The sequence below is a fragment of the Kitasatospora sp. NPDC085879 genome, assembly GCF_040686255.1.
Lineage (GTDB): Bacteria > Actinomycetota > Actinomycetes > Streptomycetales > Streptomycetaceae > Kitasatospora.
The window spans coordinates 68,544-85,251 of the sequence record NZ_JBFBJZ010000020.1 but is presented as its reverse complement, the minus strand read 5'-3'; the positions used below and the strand labels follow the sequence as shown (position 1 = coordinate 85,251).

The following is a 16,708-nucleotide window of genomic DNA, read 5'->3' as shown; positions in this document are numbered from 1 at the left end:
GCGGTCGCACAATCGCGCACGTCACGGGCGCAGTACTCCGGCACCACCCCACGGTGCAGGATCAACAGGGGGCATTTCAGTGGCAATCTCCGACACCGTCGGCACACCGGCACCACCGAAGGCGGGGCGCACCCCGCGCAAGGGCATCACCCTCGCCGTCATCGCGGCGACCCAGCTGATGGTCGTGCTGGACGCGACGATCGTGAACATCGCGCTGCCGCACATCAAGAACGACCTCGGCTTCTCCGACACCACCCTCTCCTGGGTGATCAACGCCTACACGCTGGCCTTCGGCGGCCTGCTCCTGCTCGGCGGCCGGCTCGGCGACATCCTCGGCCGGCGCCGGGTCTTCATCGTCGGCACCCTGCTCTTCGGCTTCGCCTCGCTGCTCGGCGGCTTCGCGCAGGACTCGACCATGCTGCTCGCCGCACGCGCCCTGCAGGGCCTCGGCGGCGCCATCTGCTCACCGACCGCCTTCGCACTGATCGCCAGCAACTTCGAGGAGGGCCCCGAACGCAACCGCGCCTTCGGCGTCTTCTCGGCCGTCGCCGGCTCCGGTGCCGCGATCGGCCTGCTGGCCGGCGGTCTGCTCACCGAATACCTCGACTGGCGCTGGGTGTTCTTCGTCAACGTGCCGATCGCCGTGCTCATCGCGATCGCCGCACCGATGTACATCAACGAGTCGGAGCGTACGGACGGCCGGTTCGACCTGCCCGGCGCCCTCACCTCGACGTTCGGCCTGGTCGCCCTGGTCTACGGCTTCATCCGGGCCGCCTCGGACGGCTGGAGCGACCCCCTCACGTTGGGCTCCTTCGCCGTCGGCGTGGTGCTGGTGCTCGCCTTCACGGTCATCGAGCGCCGGACGGCGCAGCCGATCACGCCGCTGCACCTGTTCCGGAACCGCAACCGCACCGGCGGCCTGATCATGATGCTCTGCCTCGCCGCGGCGATGTTCGGCATCTTCTTCTACATCACGATCTTCGCGCAGACGGTCATCCACTACAGCCCGCTCAAGGCCGGTGTGGCGTTCCTGCCGATCAGCGCCGCGATCATCGTGGCCGCCCAGATCGCCTCGGCGTTCCAGGCGAAGCTCGGCCCGAAGGTCTTCATGGCGGGCGGCGCCGCCCTGGTCACGGTCGGCCTCGGCTGGCTGACCCAGCTCAAGGCGGACAGCGGCTATGTGGACGGCATCCTCGGTCCGACGGTGGTGTTCGGCTTCGGCATGGGCCTGATCTTCGTCCCGGTGATGCTGATCGCGGTGTCCGGTGTGCCGAACCACGAGACGGGTGCGGCCTCCGGTCTGCTCAACTCGGTGCAGCAGATCGGCGGCGCGCTGGGTCTGTCGATCCTCACCACGGTGTTCAGCAGCGCGGCCAAGTCCAAGGCCACCGACCTGGTGCCGGGCTTCCTGCAGAGCGCCACTCCCGAGCAGGCGCAGTACTTCCAGAAGACCCACGAGTTCCCGGTGGGCAGTGCCGCCTACAGCGAGACGCTGGCGCACGGCATCGGCCAGGCGTTCATCGTGGGCGCGTCGCTGGCCGTGGTCGCCCTGCTGGTGGCGCTGTTCGTGGTGAAGGCGAAGGCGAGCGACCTGCCGTCGGAAGGGGCGGCCGGCGTGGCACTCTGACGCACCGTGCGGTGGCGGGGCATGCCTGCCCTGCCACCGCACCGCGACCCGGTCGGACCGCCCCCGGCACCCCACGCCGAGAGCGGTCGGACCGTCAGTACTCGTAGCCGCCCGAGTACGAGCTTCCCAGGCGAACGCCGATCCTGCCGCAGGAGCCGTTCATCAGCGGCACCGGGCGGTCCCGCAGGATCTCGCGGGCCCGGGCCTCGGCCAGACTGGTGGCGTACCAGGGAAGTTGATCGTCGCCGAGGTCCTGGGCGATCTTCTGCAGGGCGCAGATGCGCTGGTCCTGCGGCAACCGGTCCAGGGCGGGCACGGCATCGGCGGAGAGGTCCCGGAGGTAGCCGACGTCGATCCTGCCGGTCTGCTCGTAGCGGTGGACGTTCTGCTCGGCGATCATCGCGTCCGGGCTGATCAGACCGAAGACCGCGGTGGTGGCGACGGCGCTCAGCACCACGGCGCGCGGCAGCCACCGGCTGGACGCGAGGATGCCGCCGACGAGCACCAGCAGCAGGACGACGCCCAGCCAGATCTCCACCGTGGCCACCGAGATCCGCAGGCGGGTCAGACCGAAGTTGTCCACGTAGCGGTGCATCCGGTACAGCGCCGAGGCGACCACGACCATCGTCAGGCTGCAGAGCAGTGCGAGCAGCGTCTTGGCCATGGCCCGGTCGCGCGGGGTGGACCGCGGCGCCCACCGGCCGGCCAGGGCGAGCACGACCAGCACCAGCAGGGTGACGATCAGCAGTTGCCAGAAGCCCTGTCGGGCGTACTCGGCCGGGATCATGCCGGGCTTGCGCATCACCGACTCGTAGCCGCCGACGAAGACCACGGCCTGGACGGCCACGAACGCGCCGAACAGCAGGTTGAGGGCCACCAGCGGTACCGCCCACTCCAGCCGTCCGCGTGCACGGCCCGGCTTGACGGGGAGGCGGTCGAAGCGGCGCGGCCCGGCTGCGGTGTGCGCTGCGGCCAGGGCGACCAGCAGGCCGGCCAGGAAGAGCAGGACCTGCATCGGCAGGTCGTCGGTGTCCACGCTGGGTGCGAGGTCGCCGAGGAGCTCCGCCACCGCGGCGTCGGCGCTGGCGAACAGGGCACCGAAGACCACGAGCAGCGCCAGGGACACGCCTGCGGCCTTGACGATGGACACCACCCGGGCCCTGGCCGGGTACTGCCGGTTGCGCAGCGAGAGGAGGGCCCAGCCGAGGCCGGGGATCAGGTGCGGCCAGATGCCGATCGGGCCGAGCAGCACGCCGGGCCAGCGTTTGCCGCCGTGCAGGGCCAGCGAGCCAGCACCGGCGGCGGCGAGCAGCGCCAGGACGACCGGCCAGGAGGCCTCCACCAGAGCCGGTACGAGCAGCAGCACCAGGGCGGCGACCGTCCACACGACCGTCCACGGCCGGACCCGGCGTCCTGCGGCGGCAGCGGCCAGTCCGGCGGCGACCGCGCCGATCAGGGCCCACAGCAGCACGTTGACGCCGAGCCCCTCGGTCAGCAGGGCCGCGGCGAGCAGACCGGAGGCCAGGCCGCCGGCCAGCACCCGGAACCCCGGCAGGGCGGGCCGGACGGGCGCCGTCGCGACGATCCACTCCGGGTCCGGCGGCGGTGCCGGCGGCTTCCACACCCCCGGTCCGGCCGGGCCCGCACCGGGCCAGGCGCCGGGCCGAGGACCGGGGACGGGCGGCTGCCGGGATGCCGCACCGCCCGGAGGAGCGAAGCCCGTGCGCGCCCCCGAGGGAGCGGCGGACGCGGCTCCCGTAGCGGTTGCTCCACCAGCGGGGGCGGCACCACCGGTCGCTGCACCACCGGGCATTGCACCACTAGGGGCGGCGACACCGGAACTGGGCACGGCGCCGGCGGCATCGGGTTCAGCGGCGTCGGGTTCGGCGGCTGCGAGCAGGCCGGCCTTCCGGAGTTCGGCACGGGCGCGGCCGGCCGCCACACCTCCATCGCCGCCGTCCGCGGACGAGCCCCCGTCCCCGGTCGCTCCACCGCCCACCGAGGAGTCCCGCCCGGCCTCGGTCCCAGCCGACCCCTCCGAGGCCTCCGCCTCGGACCTGGCGGCTGCCCCGGAAGCAACCCCTGCCCCGGCGTCAGCGCCGGCCCCGACATTGGACCCGGCCCCGACGTCGGCCCCGACCCCAGCGTCGGCCGCGGGCCGGACCTCGGAGTCCTCCGCGGGCCCCTTCCCGGGCACGGGCGGCGGTGTCCTGTCTGACGGTGTCGACATGAGTCCCCCTCAAGCGTCACTGAACACGCGGCGGCCGGCAGGCGGCCTCGCGACGGTGACCGTGACTCTAGGCCTCCGGGGGCATTTCTGAACAGGTTCAAAAGTGCCGCGGGGCGCTTGTGTCGCAGAGTTGTGACACAAGCGCCCCGCGGCGGCCGGCCGGCCCGGAGGCGGGCCTGCCGACGGATCGTCAGTACGCGCCGTACAGCGAGTAGACGAGGCTGTCCTTGACGGCGGTTCCGAAGCTGGCCGGCCAGGTGCCGAAGGGCACCACGGTGTTGCTGTAGGCGCCGGAGCCTGCCGGACCGGTCGAGTAGTGCATGTTGTTCACCGTCGAGCTCGTCCCGTTGCTGTTGTAGACGAACCAGTAGCTGGTGTTGGGCGCGAGCGTGACGGAGACCGGCAGCGAGTTCCAGGCGTTGGGCGTCAGCGTGCCGGAGCCGGTGGCGGTGACCAGGGTGCCGGGCGAGCCGGCGTTGTCGGTGTAGACGGCCAACTGGTGCTGGTTGTTGGGCGCCGCGCTGACCCCGCCGACGTGCACGCTCAGCGAGGTGAGCGCGACGGCGGTGGAGCCGGTGGTCACCTTGGAGCCGTTGAGGTGGTTGGAGTCGGTGTCGTCGACCAGCGTGCCCACCGCGTTCGACCCGATGGTCTTCGGCGGCGCCCCGGCGGTGGTGAAGGAGACGGACACCGGCGCGGCCAGGGTGTTGCCGGCCAGGTCCTTCACGCCCTGGACGGTGGCGGTGTAACCGGTCGTCAGCGCCAGGTCGGCGCCCGGGGTGAGGACGGCGGTGCCGGTGGCCGCGTCGTAGGAGACGGTGCCGGCGACCGGCGTGCCGCCGGTGGTGGTCTTCAGGGTGAGCGCCGAGGCGGTGACCGTGGCCGGGTCGAGCGGCTCGCTGAAGGAGAACTTCACGGGGGTACCGACCGCGACTCCGGTGGCGCCGGCCGCGGGGGTGGTGCCGGTGACGGTGGGCGCGGTGGTGTCCTGCCCGTAGGTCGCGGTGTAGGAGCCGACCGCGCCGTCGAAGAAGGCGTACGCCGTCCCCTTGATCGTCTCGATCCGGTAGGGCACGGCCTGGCCCTGCTTGGAGATCCCGGTGAGGGTGCCGGAGGCGGAGTTCACCGGCACCATGGCGCGCAGGCCGCGGGTGCCGCCGGTGATGTCGAAGGTGAGCGAGTTGCCGCTCCAGGCGAGCTTGGAGAAGGCGGAGCCGTTGCGGCCGTCCAGCCAGGTCAGCATCTGCCGGCCGGAGACCACCGGCACCCCGCGGGCCTTGGCCGCCGCGATCACCGCGTCCGAGGCGGTGGAGGCCGCGAAGTCGGTGTGGATGTTGGCCCCGATGGCCGCGTAGTAGCCCTTGGCGCCGTACGCGCCGTCGAGCAGCGTGGTGATGGTGGACGGGTAGGACTGGCCGGACTCGTCGGTGAGCTGGGTGGTGGCCTGGTACTCGTCGATGACGTTGCCGTCGGTGTCGGCGAACTTCATGATCGTGCCGGTGCCGTTGAAGTAGCCGGGCCGGTCCTGCACGAAGGAGGACGGATAGTAGTAGTAGTCCATGTCGAGCCGGATGCCGTTGGCCAGCTTGGTCTTGGCCTGGCCGGCCCAGTCGTCCCACTCCACACAGTGGGTGCGGCTGCTGGACGGGTTCGGCAGCGAGCCGTACTTGGCCTTCCAGGCGGTCAGCTGGTCGGTGTAGAACTGCTGCAGGTTGGCCGTGGTGCCCCAGGGCTTGCAGTTGGTGGTGACGTGCACGCCGACCTCGAAGCCCTCGTCGGTGTAGGACTGGGCCTGGGCCGCCGTCATCGGGTCGTCGGTGTAGATGTACGAGGAGCCGCGGACGCACTCCCAGTCCGCCACCGAGCAGCCGGCCGGGGACTGCGAGACGTAGCTGTCCCAGCGTCCGACGGTGCCGCCGATGCCGTGGTCGTCGCCGGTCATCACGACGACCGCCTTGACGTCCCGCGGGAAGTACCAGAACCGCGGCAGCGGCTTCTTCGCCGAGTCCATCAGGGTGATCAGGTTGGACAGCAGCCGCTGCTGCTCGTCGGCGATCGGGATCAGCGCCTTGTCGAGGTTGTTCCAGTTCGGCTGACCGTTGGTCCCGAAGAACATCTCGGCGGCCTCGTAGCCGTCGGTGGAGTCGCGCTGCTGGCCGGCCCAGGCGATGTTGCCCTGCCGGGTCTGCACGACCGACTTGGCGAGGTCGAAGGTGAAGGCGGCGGCCCGGCCGCTGCCGACGGTCCGCAGGGTGACGGCCGGGTTGCCGCTGGCCGTGGTCGCGTCGTCGTAGAGGGCGGCGACGGCGGTGGCGCCGTTCAGCGTCCAGCGGTCGGCGGTGCCGTGGAAGCCCATGGTGTCGGCGGTGAGGCCGGCGCCGGGGGCGGCCGAGGTGTCGATCTTCAGGTAGGCGTCGGCGAGGGTGCCGGTGGTGGCGGTGAGGCCGAGCAGGCCGGCGAGTTGCTTGTCGGGGCGCATCGCGACCAGCCGTCCGCCGCCGTTGGTCCAGGTGGTGAACATCGACACCTGAGCCGGGGTGAGCGCGGTCTCGCCGAGCAGCACCAGGTCGTAGGAGGCGAGCGTCGCCGCGGTGACCGCCGACAGGTCGGTCTGCTTGTAGTAGTTCAGGCCCTCGGCCTTGAGGATCTCGGTGTAGTACGCGGTGTACGGGTTGGCCGCGTTGCCGACCAGCAGGATCGGGCCCTCGGAGCCCGGGCCGCTGCCCGGCGGGGTGGTGCCACCGCCGTCGGGGGTGTAGGTGGCGTAGATCGAGAAGGTGGCGCTCATCGTGCTGCTGGCACCGAAGGTGGACGGCCAGCTGCCGAAGGGGGTGCCGCCGGTGGAGTAGCCGCTGGTGCCGCCGCTGCTGTAGTGCAGGTTGTTGACGGCCGCGCTGCTGCCGTTGCTGTTGTAGGCCAGCCAGTACGCGGTGTTGGCGGTGAGCGTGCCGGCGAGCGGCAGGGTGTTCCAGGCATTGGCGGTGAGCGCGCCGGAGGCGCTGGAGGCGACCAGTGCGCCCGGCTTGCCCGAGGCGTCGGCGTAGACCGCGACCTGGTACTGGTTGTTCGGCGCGGCGCCGACCGCCCCGACGTGCACGCTGACGCTGCCCAGCGCGCCGCCGCTCGAACCGGTGACGAAGCGCGAGGTGTTCATGTAGTTGGAGTCGCCCGAGTCGGTGGCCGAGCCGACCGCCGTGTTGCCGAGGATCGCGGTTCCCGCCGCCCCGGCCGGTGCGGCGGCCAGCACGGCCCCCGCCAGCGCGGCGGCCACCAGGCACGCCAGACGTCTTCTGAACCTCACGCCATCCCCCACACGTCGGACAACCGGACAATCGACGGAATCGCCGCTACCGGTGTACCGGCTGTACGGGTTGCGCGTCCTCGAAATCCCCACATTCTCGGTCCATGTCACGGACCGTCAGGAGTCGGGCGCGGCGCCTCCGCCGGGCGGGCCCGGTCGCGGGCTCAGCCCTTGACCGAGCCCGCCAGCAGGCCTCGGACGAAGTACCGCTGCAGCGCGAAGAAGACGATCAGCGGCACGATCAGCGACAGGAAGGCACCGGCCGTGAGCAGCTCCCAGCGGCCGCCGAAGGAGCCGGAGAGCTGTGCCAGCCGCACGGTCATCGGGGCGACCTCGGGGGTGCCGCCGGCGAAGGTGAGCGCCACCAGCAGGTCGTTCCAGACCCAGAGGAACTGGAAGATCGCGAAGGAGGCCAGCGCCGGGGTGCAGAGCGGCAGCACGATCGACCGGAAGATCTTGAAGTGGGTGGCCCCGTCGACCACCGCCGCCTCCATCACGTCCCGCGGCAGCTGCGCGATGAAGTTGTGCAGCAGGAAGATCGCCAGCGGCATGGCGAACATGGTGTGCGCCAGCCAGACCGGGGCGTAGGTGCCGCTGAGGTCGAAGGCGGGGATGACGGTGACCGAGCCGATGTGCGCCCCGCCGGAGAACAGCTGCAGCAGTGGGATGAGCGCCATCTGCAGCGGCACCACCTGCAGCGCGAAGATCGCGAAGAAGACGATGTCGCTGCCCCGGAACTTCACCCAGGCCAGCCCGTACGCCGCCATCGCCGCCAGCACCAGCGGGAAGACGGTGGCCGGGATGCTGATCGCCAGCGAGTTGACCAGGTACGGCAACAGGCCGCCGCTGACGCCGAAGCCACCCTCGAAGAGCACCGTGTGGTAGTTCTCCAGGGTCAGGTTCGGGTCGGCGAAGACCTCCCACCAGCCGCTGGTGGCGACGTCCTCCTCCGGGCGGAGCGAGGTGACCAGCAGGCCGATCGTCGGGATCGTCCACAGCACGGTGACCACGAGCATCAGGAGTGAGGCCAGCGGGTTGCTGAAGACGCGGCGGACGGCCTTCACCGGGGGCTCGCGGTCCGCCGCTCCCGGCTGCGGGGCCGGGGCGAGCTGCTCGCTCATCGGTGCTCACGCTCCTTGCGCAGCTGGACGATGTTGTAGGCCACCAGCGGGATCACGGCCAGGAAGAGGATCACGGCGAGCGCGCTGCCGCGGCCGACGTTGAACTGCACGAAGGACTGCGAGTACATCTCGTTGGCCAGCACCTGGGTGCCGAAGTTGCCGCCGGTCATGGTGCGGACGATGTCGAAGGCCTTCAGCGTGGTGATCATGACGGTGGTCAGCACGACCACCAGCGTGGTGCGGATCATCGGCACCGTGACGTGCCGGAACAGCTGGAAGCCGCGGGCGCCGTCGAGGCGGGCGGCCTCGGTGATCTCGTCCGGGATGGCCTTGATCGCCGCGGAGAGCACCACCATCGCGAAGCCGGTCTGCACCCAGATCATGACGATCATCAGCAGGTAGTTGTTCAGCGGGTGGGAGAGGATCCAGTTCGGCGGGTCGTCCCAGCCGAGGCTGATCGCGATCTGGCTGAGCAGGCCGATCTGCGGCTGCGACGGGTCGCGGTCCTCGTAGACGAACTTCCAGATGATCGAGGCGCCGACCAGGGAGATCGCCATCGGCATGAACAGCAGCGACTTGTAGAGCGCCTGCCCGCGCAGCCGGTCGACCAGCAGGGCCAGCACCAGGCCGGTGCCGGTGGCGACCAGCGGGGCGACCACCAGCCACTGCAGGGTGTTCCACAGCACCTGGTGGATGGAGTCGGTGGTCAGCGCCCAGCCGTAGTTGCTGCCGCCCACCGCCTTGGTGGAGTCGTCGTTGTAGAAGCTCAGGTAGACGGTGCGGATCAGCGGCACCACCAGGCCGACCAGCAGCAGCAGGATCGCCGGCCCGATCATGACGAGGACGGCCAGCGGGCGGGAGAACCGCCCGGTCGCCCGGCCGGCCGCGAAGAAGATCAGCAGCAGCACGCCGAGGAAGCCGGCGACGGCTCCGACGGTGTTGGTGAACTTGATCGTCGCATCCGTCCACGCCGAGTCGGCGAGGTGCACGGCGGTGGCCGTGGGCATGCGGAGGGTCCTTCCTCGGACATGGGGAGGGGCAGCGCGGGCGGGTGGGACCCGCGCTGCCCGGAGGCGGCCGGCGTTACTGCGGCCAGGCCGCGTCGATGTCGGCCGCCACCTTCTGGATGGACTGTCCCTCGGCGAACCACGCCGTGAACGACTTCCACATCTGACCGGAGCCGATGGCGGCCGGCATCAGGTCGGAGGCGTCGAACCGGAACGTGGCGGCCGGGTCGGTGAGCGCCTCGGCGGAGAGCTTGTCGATCGGGTCGGTGTACAGGCTCTTGTCGACGCCCTGGTTGGCGGAGACCCAGCCGGACGAGGTCTTGACCCGGCTGCTCGCCCACTCGCTGCTCGACAGGTAGTTCTGCACCGCCTGCACCTCGGGCCGGTCGGAGAACGCCGCCAGGAACTCGCCGCCGCCCTCGACCGGGCTGCTGACCGTCGGGTTCACGGCCGGCAGGTGGAAGGCGAAGATGTCGCCGTCCGGGCCGATGTTGGTGCCCTTGGGCCACTGCGCCCGGTAGAACGAGGCCTGCTGCAGCATGAAGCACTTGTTGGTGAGGATCGGCGCGCCCGCGTCCTGGAAGGTCGTCGTGGCGATCGACTTCACGTCGCCGATGCCCGCGTTGACCCAGGCCGGGTTCTGCATCCAGTCGGCCACCGTCTTCATCGCGCCGGTGATCTTCTCGTCGCTGAACTTGACCTTGTGGCTGACCCACTGGTCGTAGACGTCGCCGCCGTAGCTGCCGAGGACGACCTCCTCCACCCAGTCGGTGGCCGGCCAGCCGGTGGCGGTGCCGGAGGCGATGCCGCCGCACCACGGCTTGGCGCCGCCCGAGGTGGCGATCTTGTTGCTGAGGCCCATCAGGTCGGCCCAGGTCTTCGGGACCTCGTAGCCGGCCTGCTTGAAGGCCTTCGGCGAGTACCAGACCAGCGACTTCATGTTGGCGCTCATCGGCGCCGCGTAGAAGGTGCCGTTGACGGAGCCGTAGGTCTTCCAGACCGGGCTCCACTTGTCCTCGTTGGCGACGGTCTGCGCCGGCGGCTTCACGACCTTTCCGGTCTTGACCATCTGGGCGAGCAGGCCGGGCTGCGGGATGATCGCGAAGTCGGGCGCGTTTCCGCCGCTCACCCGGACGGGCAGCTGCGACTCGAAGTCGTTGGAGCCCTCGTACGAGATCTTGATGCCCGTACAAGAACTGAACTCCGCCCAGGACTTCTCCAGCGAGTCCGACTCCGGGCTGAGGATCGAGGCGAACATCGTCACCTTGGTGCCGGAATGGCCGGCATAGGCCTGGTACTTGGCGCAGTCACCGGTGAGCGTGGGCGCCGCCGAGTTGCCGCCGCCGTCCTTGGAGGAGCTGTTCGAACACGCCGCGGCGAGGGCCAGGGCGAGCACGGCGGGGACGGCGAGCAGGCGCCGCCGCATCAGTGTGGTCATCGGCGGGCCTCACAGGCGATCGTGGTGGTGGTCAATGCGCTCCTCCTGGCCAGGGCACCCGAGATGCCGGCGTGGGACAACAACACTGCGCTGTACCGGATGATCGAGCTGTACCCAGCAGTACGCTGGCTTGAAGACGTTAACTCACCGGTTACCGCACGCCAAGGTGCGCGTTCGACCTTCATCGGCCGGTGTCCCGGTCGTAATCCGGCTGTGCTGGAGGGCCGGTGGCGCACCGGCCCTCCGCGGCCCGTTCGGACGGTTCAGATCCGGACGGGCAGCTCGCGCAGGCTGTTCACCACCATGGTGGGGTTCGGCCGCAGCTCCTCCTCGGGCACCGCGAGGGCGAGGTCCGGGAATCGTTCGAACAGCGCGGGCAGTGCGACCGCGGCCTCCAGCCGGGCGAGCGGCGAGCCCGGGCAGACGTGCGGGCCGTGGCCGAAGGAGAGGTGCCGCTCGGCGTCGCGGGTGATGTCGAAGATCTCCGCGGTCACGCCGTGCTGCGCGGGGTCGCGGCCGATGGCGTTGTAGGAGATCAGCACGGCGTCGCCGGCGGGGACGACGGTGTCGCCGACCTCGATGTCCCCGGTGGCGAAGCGGAACAGGAAGTTGCTGGTCGGCGGGGTCCAGCGGAGCGACTCCTCGACCACCGCGGACCAGGGCACCTCGCCCGAACGGGCGAGCGCGAGCTGGTCCGGATGGGTGAGCAGTGCGCGGACCGCGTTGGTGATCAGGTTGACCGTGGTCTCGTGCCCGGCCGCGATGATCACCCGCAGGGTGGCCGAGGCCTCGGCGTCGGTCAGCGCGCCGCCCTCGACGTCGGCCGTCAGCAGGGCGCTGATCAGGTCGTCGCCAGGCTCGGCCCGGCGCAGCGCCACCAGGTCCGCGACGAAGGCGTTCAGCGCCGCGATGGTGGCCGGCACCTCGTCCGGCTTGGTGGTGCTGGAGAAGAACCGCTCGTACAACTCCCGAATGTAGGCGTGGTCGTGCTCGGGCACGCCGAGCAGCCAGCCGATCACCGACATCGGGAGCGGGAAGGCGAAGACGGTCTTCAGGTCGACCACCGGCCCGGCCGCGGCGACCTGGTCGAGCAGCCGGGCGGTGATCTCCTCGATGCGGGGCTTCATGAGCTCGACCCGGCGCGGGGTGAAGGCCTGGGCGACGATCGCGCGCAGCCGGCGGTGCGCGGCGCCGTCGGTGGTGACCATGGACGGGCCGGGGACGGCGAGGCCGATCAGCGGCCAGGTCCTGGGCACCTCGCCGCGCTGGTACGCGGCCCAGTGCGCGGCGTCCTTGACCAGCCGGGCGTCGGTGAGCAGCCGGCGGGCCTCGGCGTGCCGGGTGACCGCCCAGCCGTGGACGCCCATCAGGTCGACCGGCACCACCGGGCCGGCGGCGCGCAGCAGGGCGCCCTCGGCGGCGTTGTCGCGGGCCAGCGGGTCCATGACGAACGGTGTGCCGTCCGCCGGCTGGTTCGGTCCGGTCGCCGGTGCCACGGCGGTCGCTGCGGTCACTGTGGTCGCTGCGGTCGGTTCGGTCATCGCTGCCCCTCCTCGGGTCTCGTCACTCCGCCACGTAGCCGGGGGTGAACGCCACCGGCAGGGCCATCAGTCCGCGCACCCACGCCGAGGGGCGCCACACCAGGGCGCTCTCGGACACGGCGAGGCGCAGGTCCGGGAGCCGGTCGAGCAGCACCTCGATCGCGGTGTTGGCGATCACCTCGGCGGCCTCGCGCGCCGGGTAGGGGCAGCCGTGGTCGCCGGCGGAGAAGCTCAGGTAGGCGCGGTTGCCCTCGGCGGGGCGCCCGGTGTCCTGGCGGACGGCGGGGTCGGCGTTGGCGCCGGCGAAGCCGAGCAGCACCATGTCGCCCTTGGCGATCCGCTGGCCGCCGAGGTGGACGTCGCGGGTGGCCCAGCGGCCGGCGAAGATCTGGGTCGGGGTGTCCTCCCAGAGGGCCTCGCCGAGTGCCTGGCCGATGGAGCGGCGGCCGCCGGAGAGGGAGGCGGCGAACCTCTCGTCGGTGAGCATCAGCCGCAGCGCGTTGGAGATCCAGTACGCGAGGGGCTGGTGGCCGGCGATCAGCAGCACCCGCAGGTCCCGCATGACCTCTTCGTCGTTGAGTCCCGCCTCGTGCGCGAGCAGCCGGGAGGTGACGTCGGCGGCGGGGAGTTCGCGGCGCCGGTGGACGAGGCCGAGCATGACGGTGAGCAGCTGCTGGGCGCCCTCCTGGGCGTCGGCGCCGCCGTCGAGCATGGCGAGCAGGCCGCGGATGAGCACCGGGGCCTCGTCCTCGTCGAGGCCGAACAGCCGGCAGAGCACCAGCAGCGGCACCCGGTGCGCGTAGTCGGCCACCAGGTCGGCCTCACCGCGGCCGGCGAAGCCGTCGATGAGCCGGTCGGCGACCTCCTCGCAGTGGATGCGCAGTTCGTACGGGTCGACGTCGGAGAGGGCGTCGGTGACGGCGGCGGAGCGGCGCTGGTGCTCGGTTCCCTCGGCGTAGAGGATCGAGGGGACGGGCGCCATCATCGGCTTGAGCGGCCAGTCCGCGGGGATGTGCGGCCACTGGTTCCAGCGGGTGGAGTCGCGGCCGAAGACCTTGGGCTGGCCGGTGACGAGCTGGAGTTCGCGGTAGCCGATGACCAGCCAGGCGGGGACCCCGCCGGCGAGTTCGACCGGGGCGACCGGGCCGTGGCGGTCGCGCAGTTCCTGGTAGAGGGCGCCGGGGTCGGTCTGGAACCGCGGCCCGTACAGCGGGGCGGCGTCGGCGTGGGCCGGGCAGCCCGGCGGCGGGGTGGTGACGGGCTCGGTCACGGGGTGTCCTCTCCGGAGGCCTCGGCCTCGGCCATGCGGTGCAGGTGGTGGACGAGTTCGATCAGCACCTGCTTGCTCGCCTCGCGGTCCCGTGCGTCGCACTCCACGAGCGGGATGTGGTCGGCGAGGTCGAGGGCGGCCCTCACCTCGGCGAGGGTGTGCTCGGGCGGCCCGAAGTTGTTGCGGGCGACCACGAACGGGGTGCCGTGGTGCTCCAGGCGGTCGATGGCGTACCAGGACTCCTCGAGCCGGCGGGTGTCGACCAGCACCACGGCGCCGAGGGCGCCGCTGAACAGGCGGTCCCAGAGGAACCAGAAGCGCTCCTGGCCGGGGGCGCCGAAGAGGTAGAGCACGTTCTCGGCGCCGAGGGTGATCCGGCCGAAGTCGAAGGCGACCGTGGTGGACCGCTTGCCCTGCACCCCGGTGAGGTCGTCGACGCCCTCGCCGGCCCGGGTCATGGTCTCCTCGGTGTTGAGCGGGCGGATCTCGCTCACCGAGCCGACCAGGGTGGTCTTGCCGACGCCGAAGCCGCCCACCACGACGATCTTCAGACCGTTGGCCGCGGTGCTGGAGAGCGGGGCCCTGCCCGGGGTGAGGGTGTCAGAGCTGTTGGAGACCATGCAGTACCTGCTTCAGCGTGTCGAGGTCGGGCAGCCGTGCCTTGGTCGGGGCGAACCTGGGGTGGCGGGCGGTGATCCGGCCGGCCTCCAGCAGGTCGCCCAGCAGGATCTTCACCACGCTGACCGGGAGGGCGAGTTCGGCGGCGAGCTCGACGACGGCCGTCGGGGTGGCGCACAGGGTGAGGATCCGGGCGTGCTCGGACTGCATGCCGGGCAGCGGCTCCTGCTCGGTGACGATCAGGGTGACCAGGTCGAAGGCGTGCTCCGGCGGCCGGCTGCGGCCGCGGGTCACGGTGTAGAGGCGGTCCGGGTCCTCGTCCCGGCCGGGCAGCGGCGGCGTCACACCCCGGCCTCGATCTCGCGCGGCGGGGCGCTCAGCAACACCCCGATCTGCTCGATCAGCCCGTGCATGTTGTGCCCGACGACGCCGACGTCGGCGTCGTCGTCGGTGACGACCGCGAGGTGGGCGCCCTCACCCGCGGCGACGATGCAGAGGATGCCGCCGTGGAACTCGGTCATCGACTGGCGGACGCCGCCGGCGGCGTCGCCGAACTCGATGGAGGCGCCGTGCGCGAGGCTCTGCATGCCGGAGGCGATCGCGGCGAGCTGGTCGGCCTGGTCGGTGCCGAGGCCGGTGGTGTGGCAGAGCTTCAGGCCGTCGGCGGAGAGCACCAGGGCGTGCCGGGCACCGGGGGTGGCCGTCAGCAGGTTCTCCAGCAGCCAGTCGAGGTCCTGGTCGGTGCTGCTGCTCATCAGGCATCGTCCTTCGAGTGGGCGTCGGGGGACTCGGCCCCTTGCAGGGCCTTGCGGAAGGCGCCGAACCGGGCCGCGGACAGGGCGGCGGCCCGTTCGGACCGCGCCGCCGGGGTGGGCGCGGCCGGTGGGGTCGCCGCCGCCAGGGTCTGGCCGCGGCGGCGCTGCGGCAGGGTCCGGGCGGCGGGCGGGGTGTCGGTGCCGGCCTCGTTGCCGGCCTCGCTGTCGGCCTCGCTGTCATGGGTGCGGTCCGGGTCCGCGGCACCGGCCGGGGCGACCGCCGGGGCGGGCTCCAGGACGGGGCGGCCGGTGCCAGCCGGGCGGACCGCGGAGGGTGCCGGCGCCGCGCCGTGCGCGGCGGCGAGCGCCCGGGCCAGGGCGGGCGCGGGGTGGCTGATCAACTGCTCGGGGACGAGCACCACCACGCCGGTGCCGCCGCGGGCGGACGGCCGGAAGGAGATCGAGAGCCCGTGCTTGCGGGCCAGCGAGCCGACCACGGCGAGGCCGAGGCGGGTGCCGGCGGAGAGCGCGCTGAGGTCCAGCGGCTGGGCGGAGACGGCCTGTTCGGCGCGGCGCAGCCAGCTGTCGCTCAGGCCGAGGCCGCCGTCCTCGACGGTGACGACGAGGCCGGAGTGCGACTCCTCGACGTAGACGTGCACCTCGGACGGCGGGGCGGAGAAGTTGGCGGCGTTGTCGAGGAGTTCGGCGAGGACGTGCATGACGCCCTCGGCGGCGAACCCGGCGACCGCGGCGGTCGAGGCGTTGTGCAGGCGGACGCGCTGGTAGGCGCCGATCCGGCCGAGCGCGCCGCGCAGGATCGACTCGACGCCGATCGGCTTGGTCCAACGGCGGCCGGAGCGGGCGCCGGTGAGCACGGCGATGGAGTCGGCCATCCGTCCGACCTGGGCGGTGGCGTGGTCGAGTTCGAGCAGGTCGCCGAGCACGTCCTCGCCGTGCCGGTGCTGCATCTCGCGGAGTTCCGCGTGCATGCTGGTGGCCAGGGCCTGGACGCGGCCGGCGGCGGTGGCGCAGACGGCGAGGGCGGCGGCGCGCTGGCGCTCGCCGCGGCCGACGGCCTCGGCGACGGCCCGCAGCAGGGCGTGGTGGGCCGGCAGGTCGTGGCCGGCGAGGGCGGTGTCGACGGAGGCGCCGGCGCGGAGCCTCGCGACCACCGCGGGCAGCACCTGGTCGCGGAGGGCGGCCAGTTCGGTGCGTTCGCGGACGGCGGCGCTGTGCGCCTCGTGCAGGGCGCCGAGTTCGGCCCGGAGGGCCTGCTCGTCGGCGCGGGCCCGGTCCAGTTCGGTGCGGATCTCGCCGGTCTCGGCCTGGGCGTTGGCGAGGGCGGCACGCAGGGCGCCGGCCGCGGTGTGGGTGGCGGTGAGTTCGGTGTGCAGCGCGCCTGCGGCGGCTCCGGTCTCGGCGAGTTCGCGGCGGACGTCGGCGAGGGTGCGCTCGGCGGCGCGGGCGCGGGTGCCGAGCGTGGCGGCGTACCCGACGAGGCCGCACCAGAGGAGGGCGGCGACGGCGGCGACGCCCGCGACGGCGGCGCGGTGGACGGAGGGGGTGAGGGCGACGGCCGCGGCGGCGGCTCCGGCGCCGAGGACCATCCCGGCGGCGGCGCGGACGGCGGGTCCGCCGTCGGATCCCCGGTACGCCGCCCGGGCGGGGCGCGTGCGAGCTCTCATCTGTCTGATCCTCGTGCGGCGTCGGCGGCGGAGCAGGGAGACCGCGGGACCGGAGACGGGTGCGCCGGGCCGGCCGGCGAGCGTACGGCCGGGCGTGTTCCGCTCATTTGATCGG

Annotated in this window: 12 protein-coding genes; 1 reads left to right on the top strand and 11 read right to left on the bottom strand. The window is 72.1% G+C overall.

Features of this window, described 5'->3' with window-relative positions; all coding sequences use genetic code 11:
- Window positions 1-85: 85 nt before the first annotated feature.
- Window positions 86-1,627 (top strand): MFS transporter, encoded by a 1,542-nt coding sequence (locus AB0P35_RS17550; RefSeq protein WP_363511610.1) that lies wholly within the window; start codon window positions 86-88, stop codon window positions 1,625-1,627.
- A 94-nt stretch (window positions 1,628-1,721) separates the two neighbouring features.
- Here AB0P35_RS17550 and AB0P35_RS17545 read toward each other — a convergent pair whose 3' ends face one another.
- The 11 genes from AB0P35_RS17545 to AB0P35_RS17495 all read right to left on the bottom strand — a co-directional run bounded on the left by AB0P35_RS17545 (window position 1,722) and on the right by AB0P35_RS17495 (window position 16,593).
- Complete coding sequence (locus AB0P35_RS17545; RefSeq protein ID WP_363511538.1) at window positions 1,722-3,251, bottom strand: DUF4173 domain-containing protein; 1,530 nt, start codon at window positions 3,249-3,251, stop codon at window positions 1,722-1,724.
- Window positions 3,252-4,047: 796 nt separating this feature from the next.
- On the bottom strand, window positions 4,048-7,158 hold the full coding sequence (locus AB0P35_RS17540) for an Ig-like domain-containing protein (protein WP_363511536.1): 3,111 nt from the start codon (window positions 7,156-7,158) through the stop codon (window positions 4,048-4,050).
- A 164-nt stretch (window positions 7,159-7,322) separates the two neighbouring features.
- Window positions 7,323-8,279: a carbohydrate ABC transporter permease gene (locus AB0P35_RS17535; protein WP_363511534.1), complete on the bottom strand. Its 957-nt coding sequence runs from the start codon at window positions 8,277-8,279 to the stop codon at window positions 7,323-7,325.
- Window positions 8,276-9,286 carry a sugar ABC transporter permease gene (locus AB0P35_RS17530; RefSeq protein ID WP_095872895.1) on the bottom strand — a complete coding sequence of 337 codons (1,011 nt, stop codon included), beginning with the start codon at window positions 9,284-9,286 and terminating at the stop codon, window positions 8,276-8,278. Before AB0P35_RS17530 ends, AB0P35_RS17535 begins: the two co-directional genes overlap by 4 nt.
- Window positions 9,287-9,362: 76 nt before the next feature.
- Window positions 9,363-10,724: an ABC transporter substrate-binding protein gene (locus AB0P35_RS17525; protein ID WP_363511531.1), complete on the bottom strand. Its 1,362-nt coding sequence runs from the start codon at window positions 10,722-10,724 to the stop codon at window positions 9,363-9,365.
- Between the two features lie 263 nt (window positions 10,725-10,987).
- Window positions 10,988-12,265: a cytochrome P450 gene (locus AB0P35_RS17520; RefSeq protein ID WP_363511529.1), complete on the bottom strand. Its 1,278-nt coding sequence runs from the start codon at window positions 12,263-12,265 to the stop codon at window positions 10,988-10,990.
- Between the two features lie 22 nt (window positions 12,266-12,287).
- Window positions 12,288-13,535, bottom strand: coding sequence for a cytochrome P450 (locus AB0P35_RS17515; protein ID WP_363511527.1), 1,248 nt, complete (start codon window positions 13,533-13,535; stop codon window positions 12,288-12,290).
- Window positions 13,532-14,155 carry an ATP/GTP-binding protein gene (locus tag AB0P35_RS17510; protein ID WP_363511525.1) on the bottom strand — a complete coding sequence of 208 codons (624 nt, stop codon included), beginning with the start codon at window positions 14,153-14,155 and terminating at the stop codon, window positions 13,532-13,534. Before AB0P35_RS17510 ends, AB0P35_RS17515 begins: the two co-directional genes overlap by 4 nt.
- Window positions 14,136-14,498 (bottom strand): DUF742 domain-containing protein, encoded by a 363-nt coding sequence (locus AB0P35_RS17505; RefSeq protein WP_095872899.1) that lies wholly within the window; start codon window positions 14,496-14,498, stop codon window positions 14,136-14,138. Before AB0P35_RS17505 ends, AB0P35_RS17510 begins: the two co-directional genes overlap by 20 nt.
- Window positions 14,495-14,908, bottom strand: a complete 414-nt coding sequence (locus AB0P35_RS17500) for a roadblock/LC7 domain-containing protein (protein ID WP_363511523.1) — start codon at window positions 14,906-14,908, stop codon at window positions 14,495-14,497. Before AB0P35_RS17500 ends, AB0P35_RS17505 begins: the two co-directional genes overlap by 4 nt.
- Complete coding sequence (locus tag AB0P35_RS17495) at window positions 14,908-16,593, bottom strand: ATP-binding protein (RefSeq protein ID WP_363511521.1); 1,686 nt, start codon at window positions 16,591-16,593, stop codon at window positions 14,908-14,910. The genes AB0P35_RS17500 and AB0P35_RS17495 overlap by 1 nt, the downstream gene beginning before the upstream one ends.
- Between the last annotated feature and the right edge of the window lie 115 nt (window positions 16,594-16,708).

Coding starts and splice junctions, on each gene's coding strand:
- AB0P35_RS17535 (WP_363511534.1), bottom strand. CDS start 8,279: ATGAGCGAGCAGCTCGCCCCGGCCCCGCAGCCGGGAGCGGCGGACCGC.
- AB0P35_RS17530 (WP_095872895.1), bottom strand. CDS start 9,286: ATGCCCACGGCCACCGCCGTGCACCTCGCCGACTCGGCGTGGACGGAT.
- AB0P35_RS17525 (WP_363511531.1), bottom strand. CDS start 10,724: ATGACCACACTGATGCGGCGGCGCCTGCTCGCCGTCCCCGCCGTGCTC.
- AB0P35_RS17520 (WP_363511529.1), bottom strand. CDS start 12,265: ATGACCGAACCGACCGCAGCGACCACAGTGACCGCAGCGACCGCCGTG.
- AB0P35_RS17510 (WP_363511525.1), bottom strand. CDS start 14,155: ATGGTCTCCAACAGCTCTGACACCCTCACCCCGGGCAGGGCCCCGCTC.
- AB0P35_RS17500 (WP_363511523.1), bottom strand. CDS start 14,908: ATGAGCAGCAGCACCGACCAGGACCTCGACTGGCTGCTGGAGAACCTG.
- AB0P35_RS17495 (WP_363511521.1), bottom strand. CDS start 16,593: ATGAGAGCTCGCACGCGCCCCGCCCGGGCGGCGTACCGGGGATCCGAC.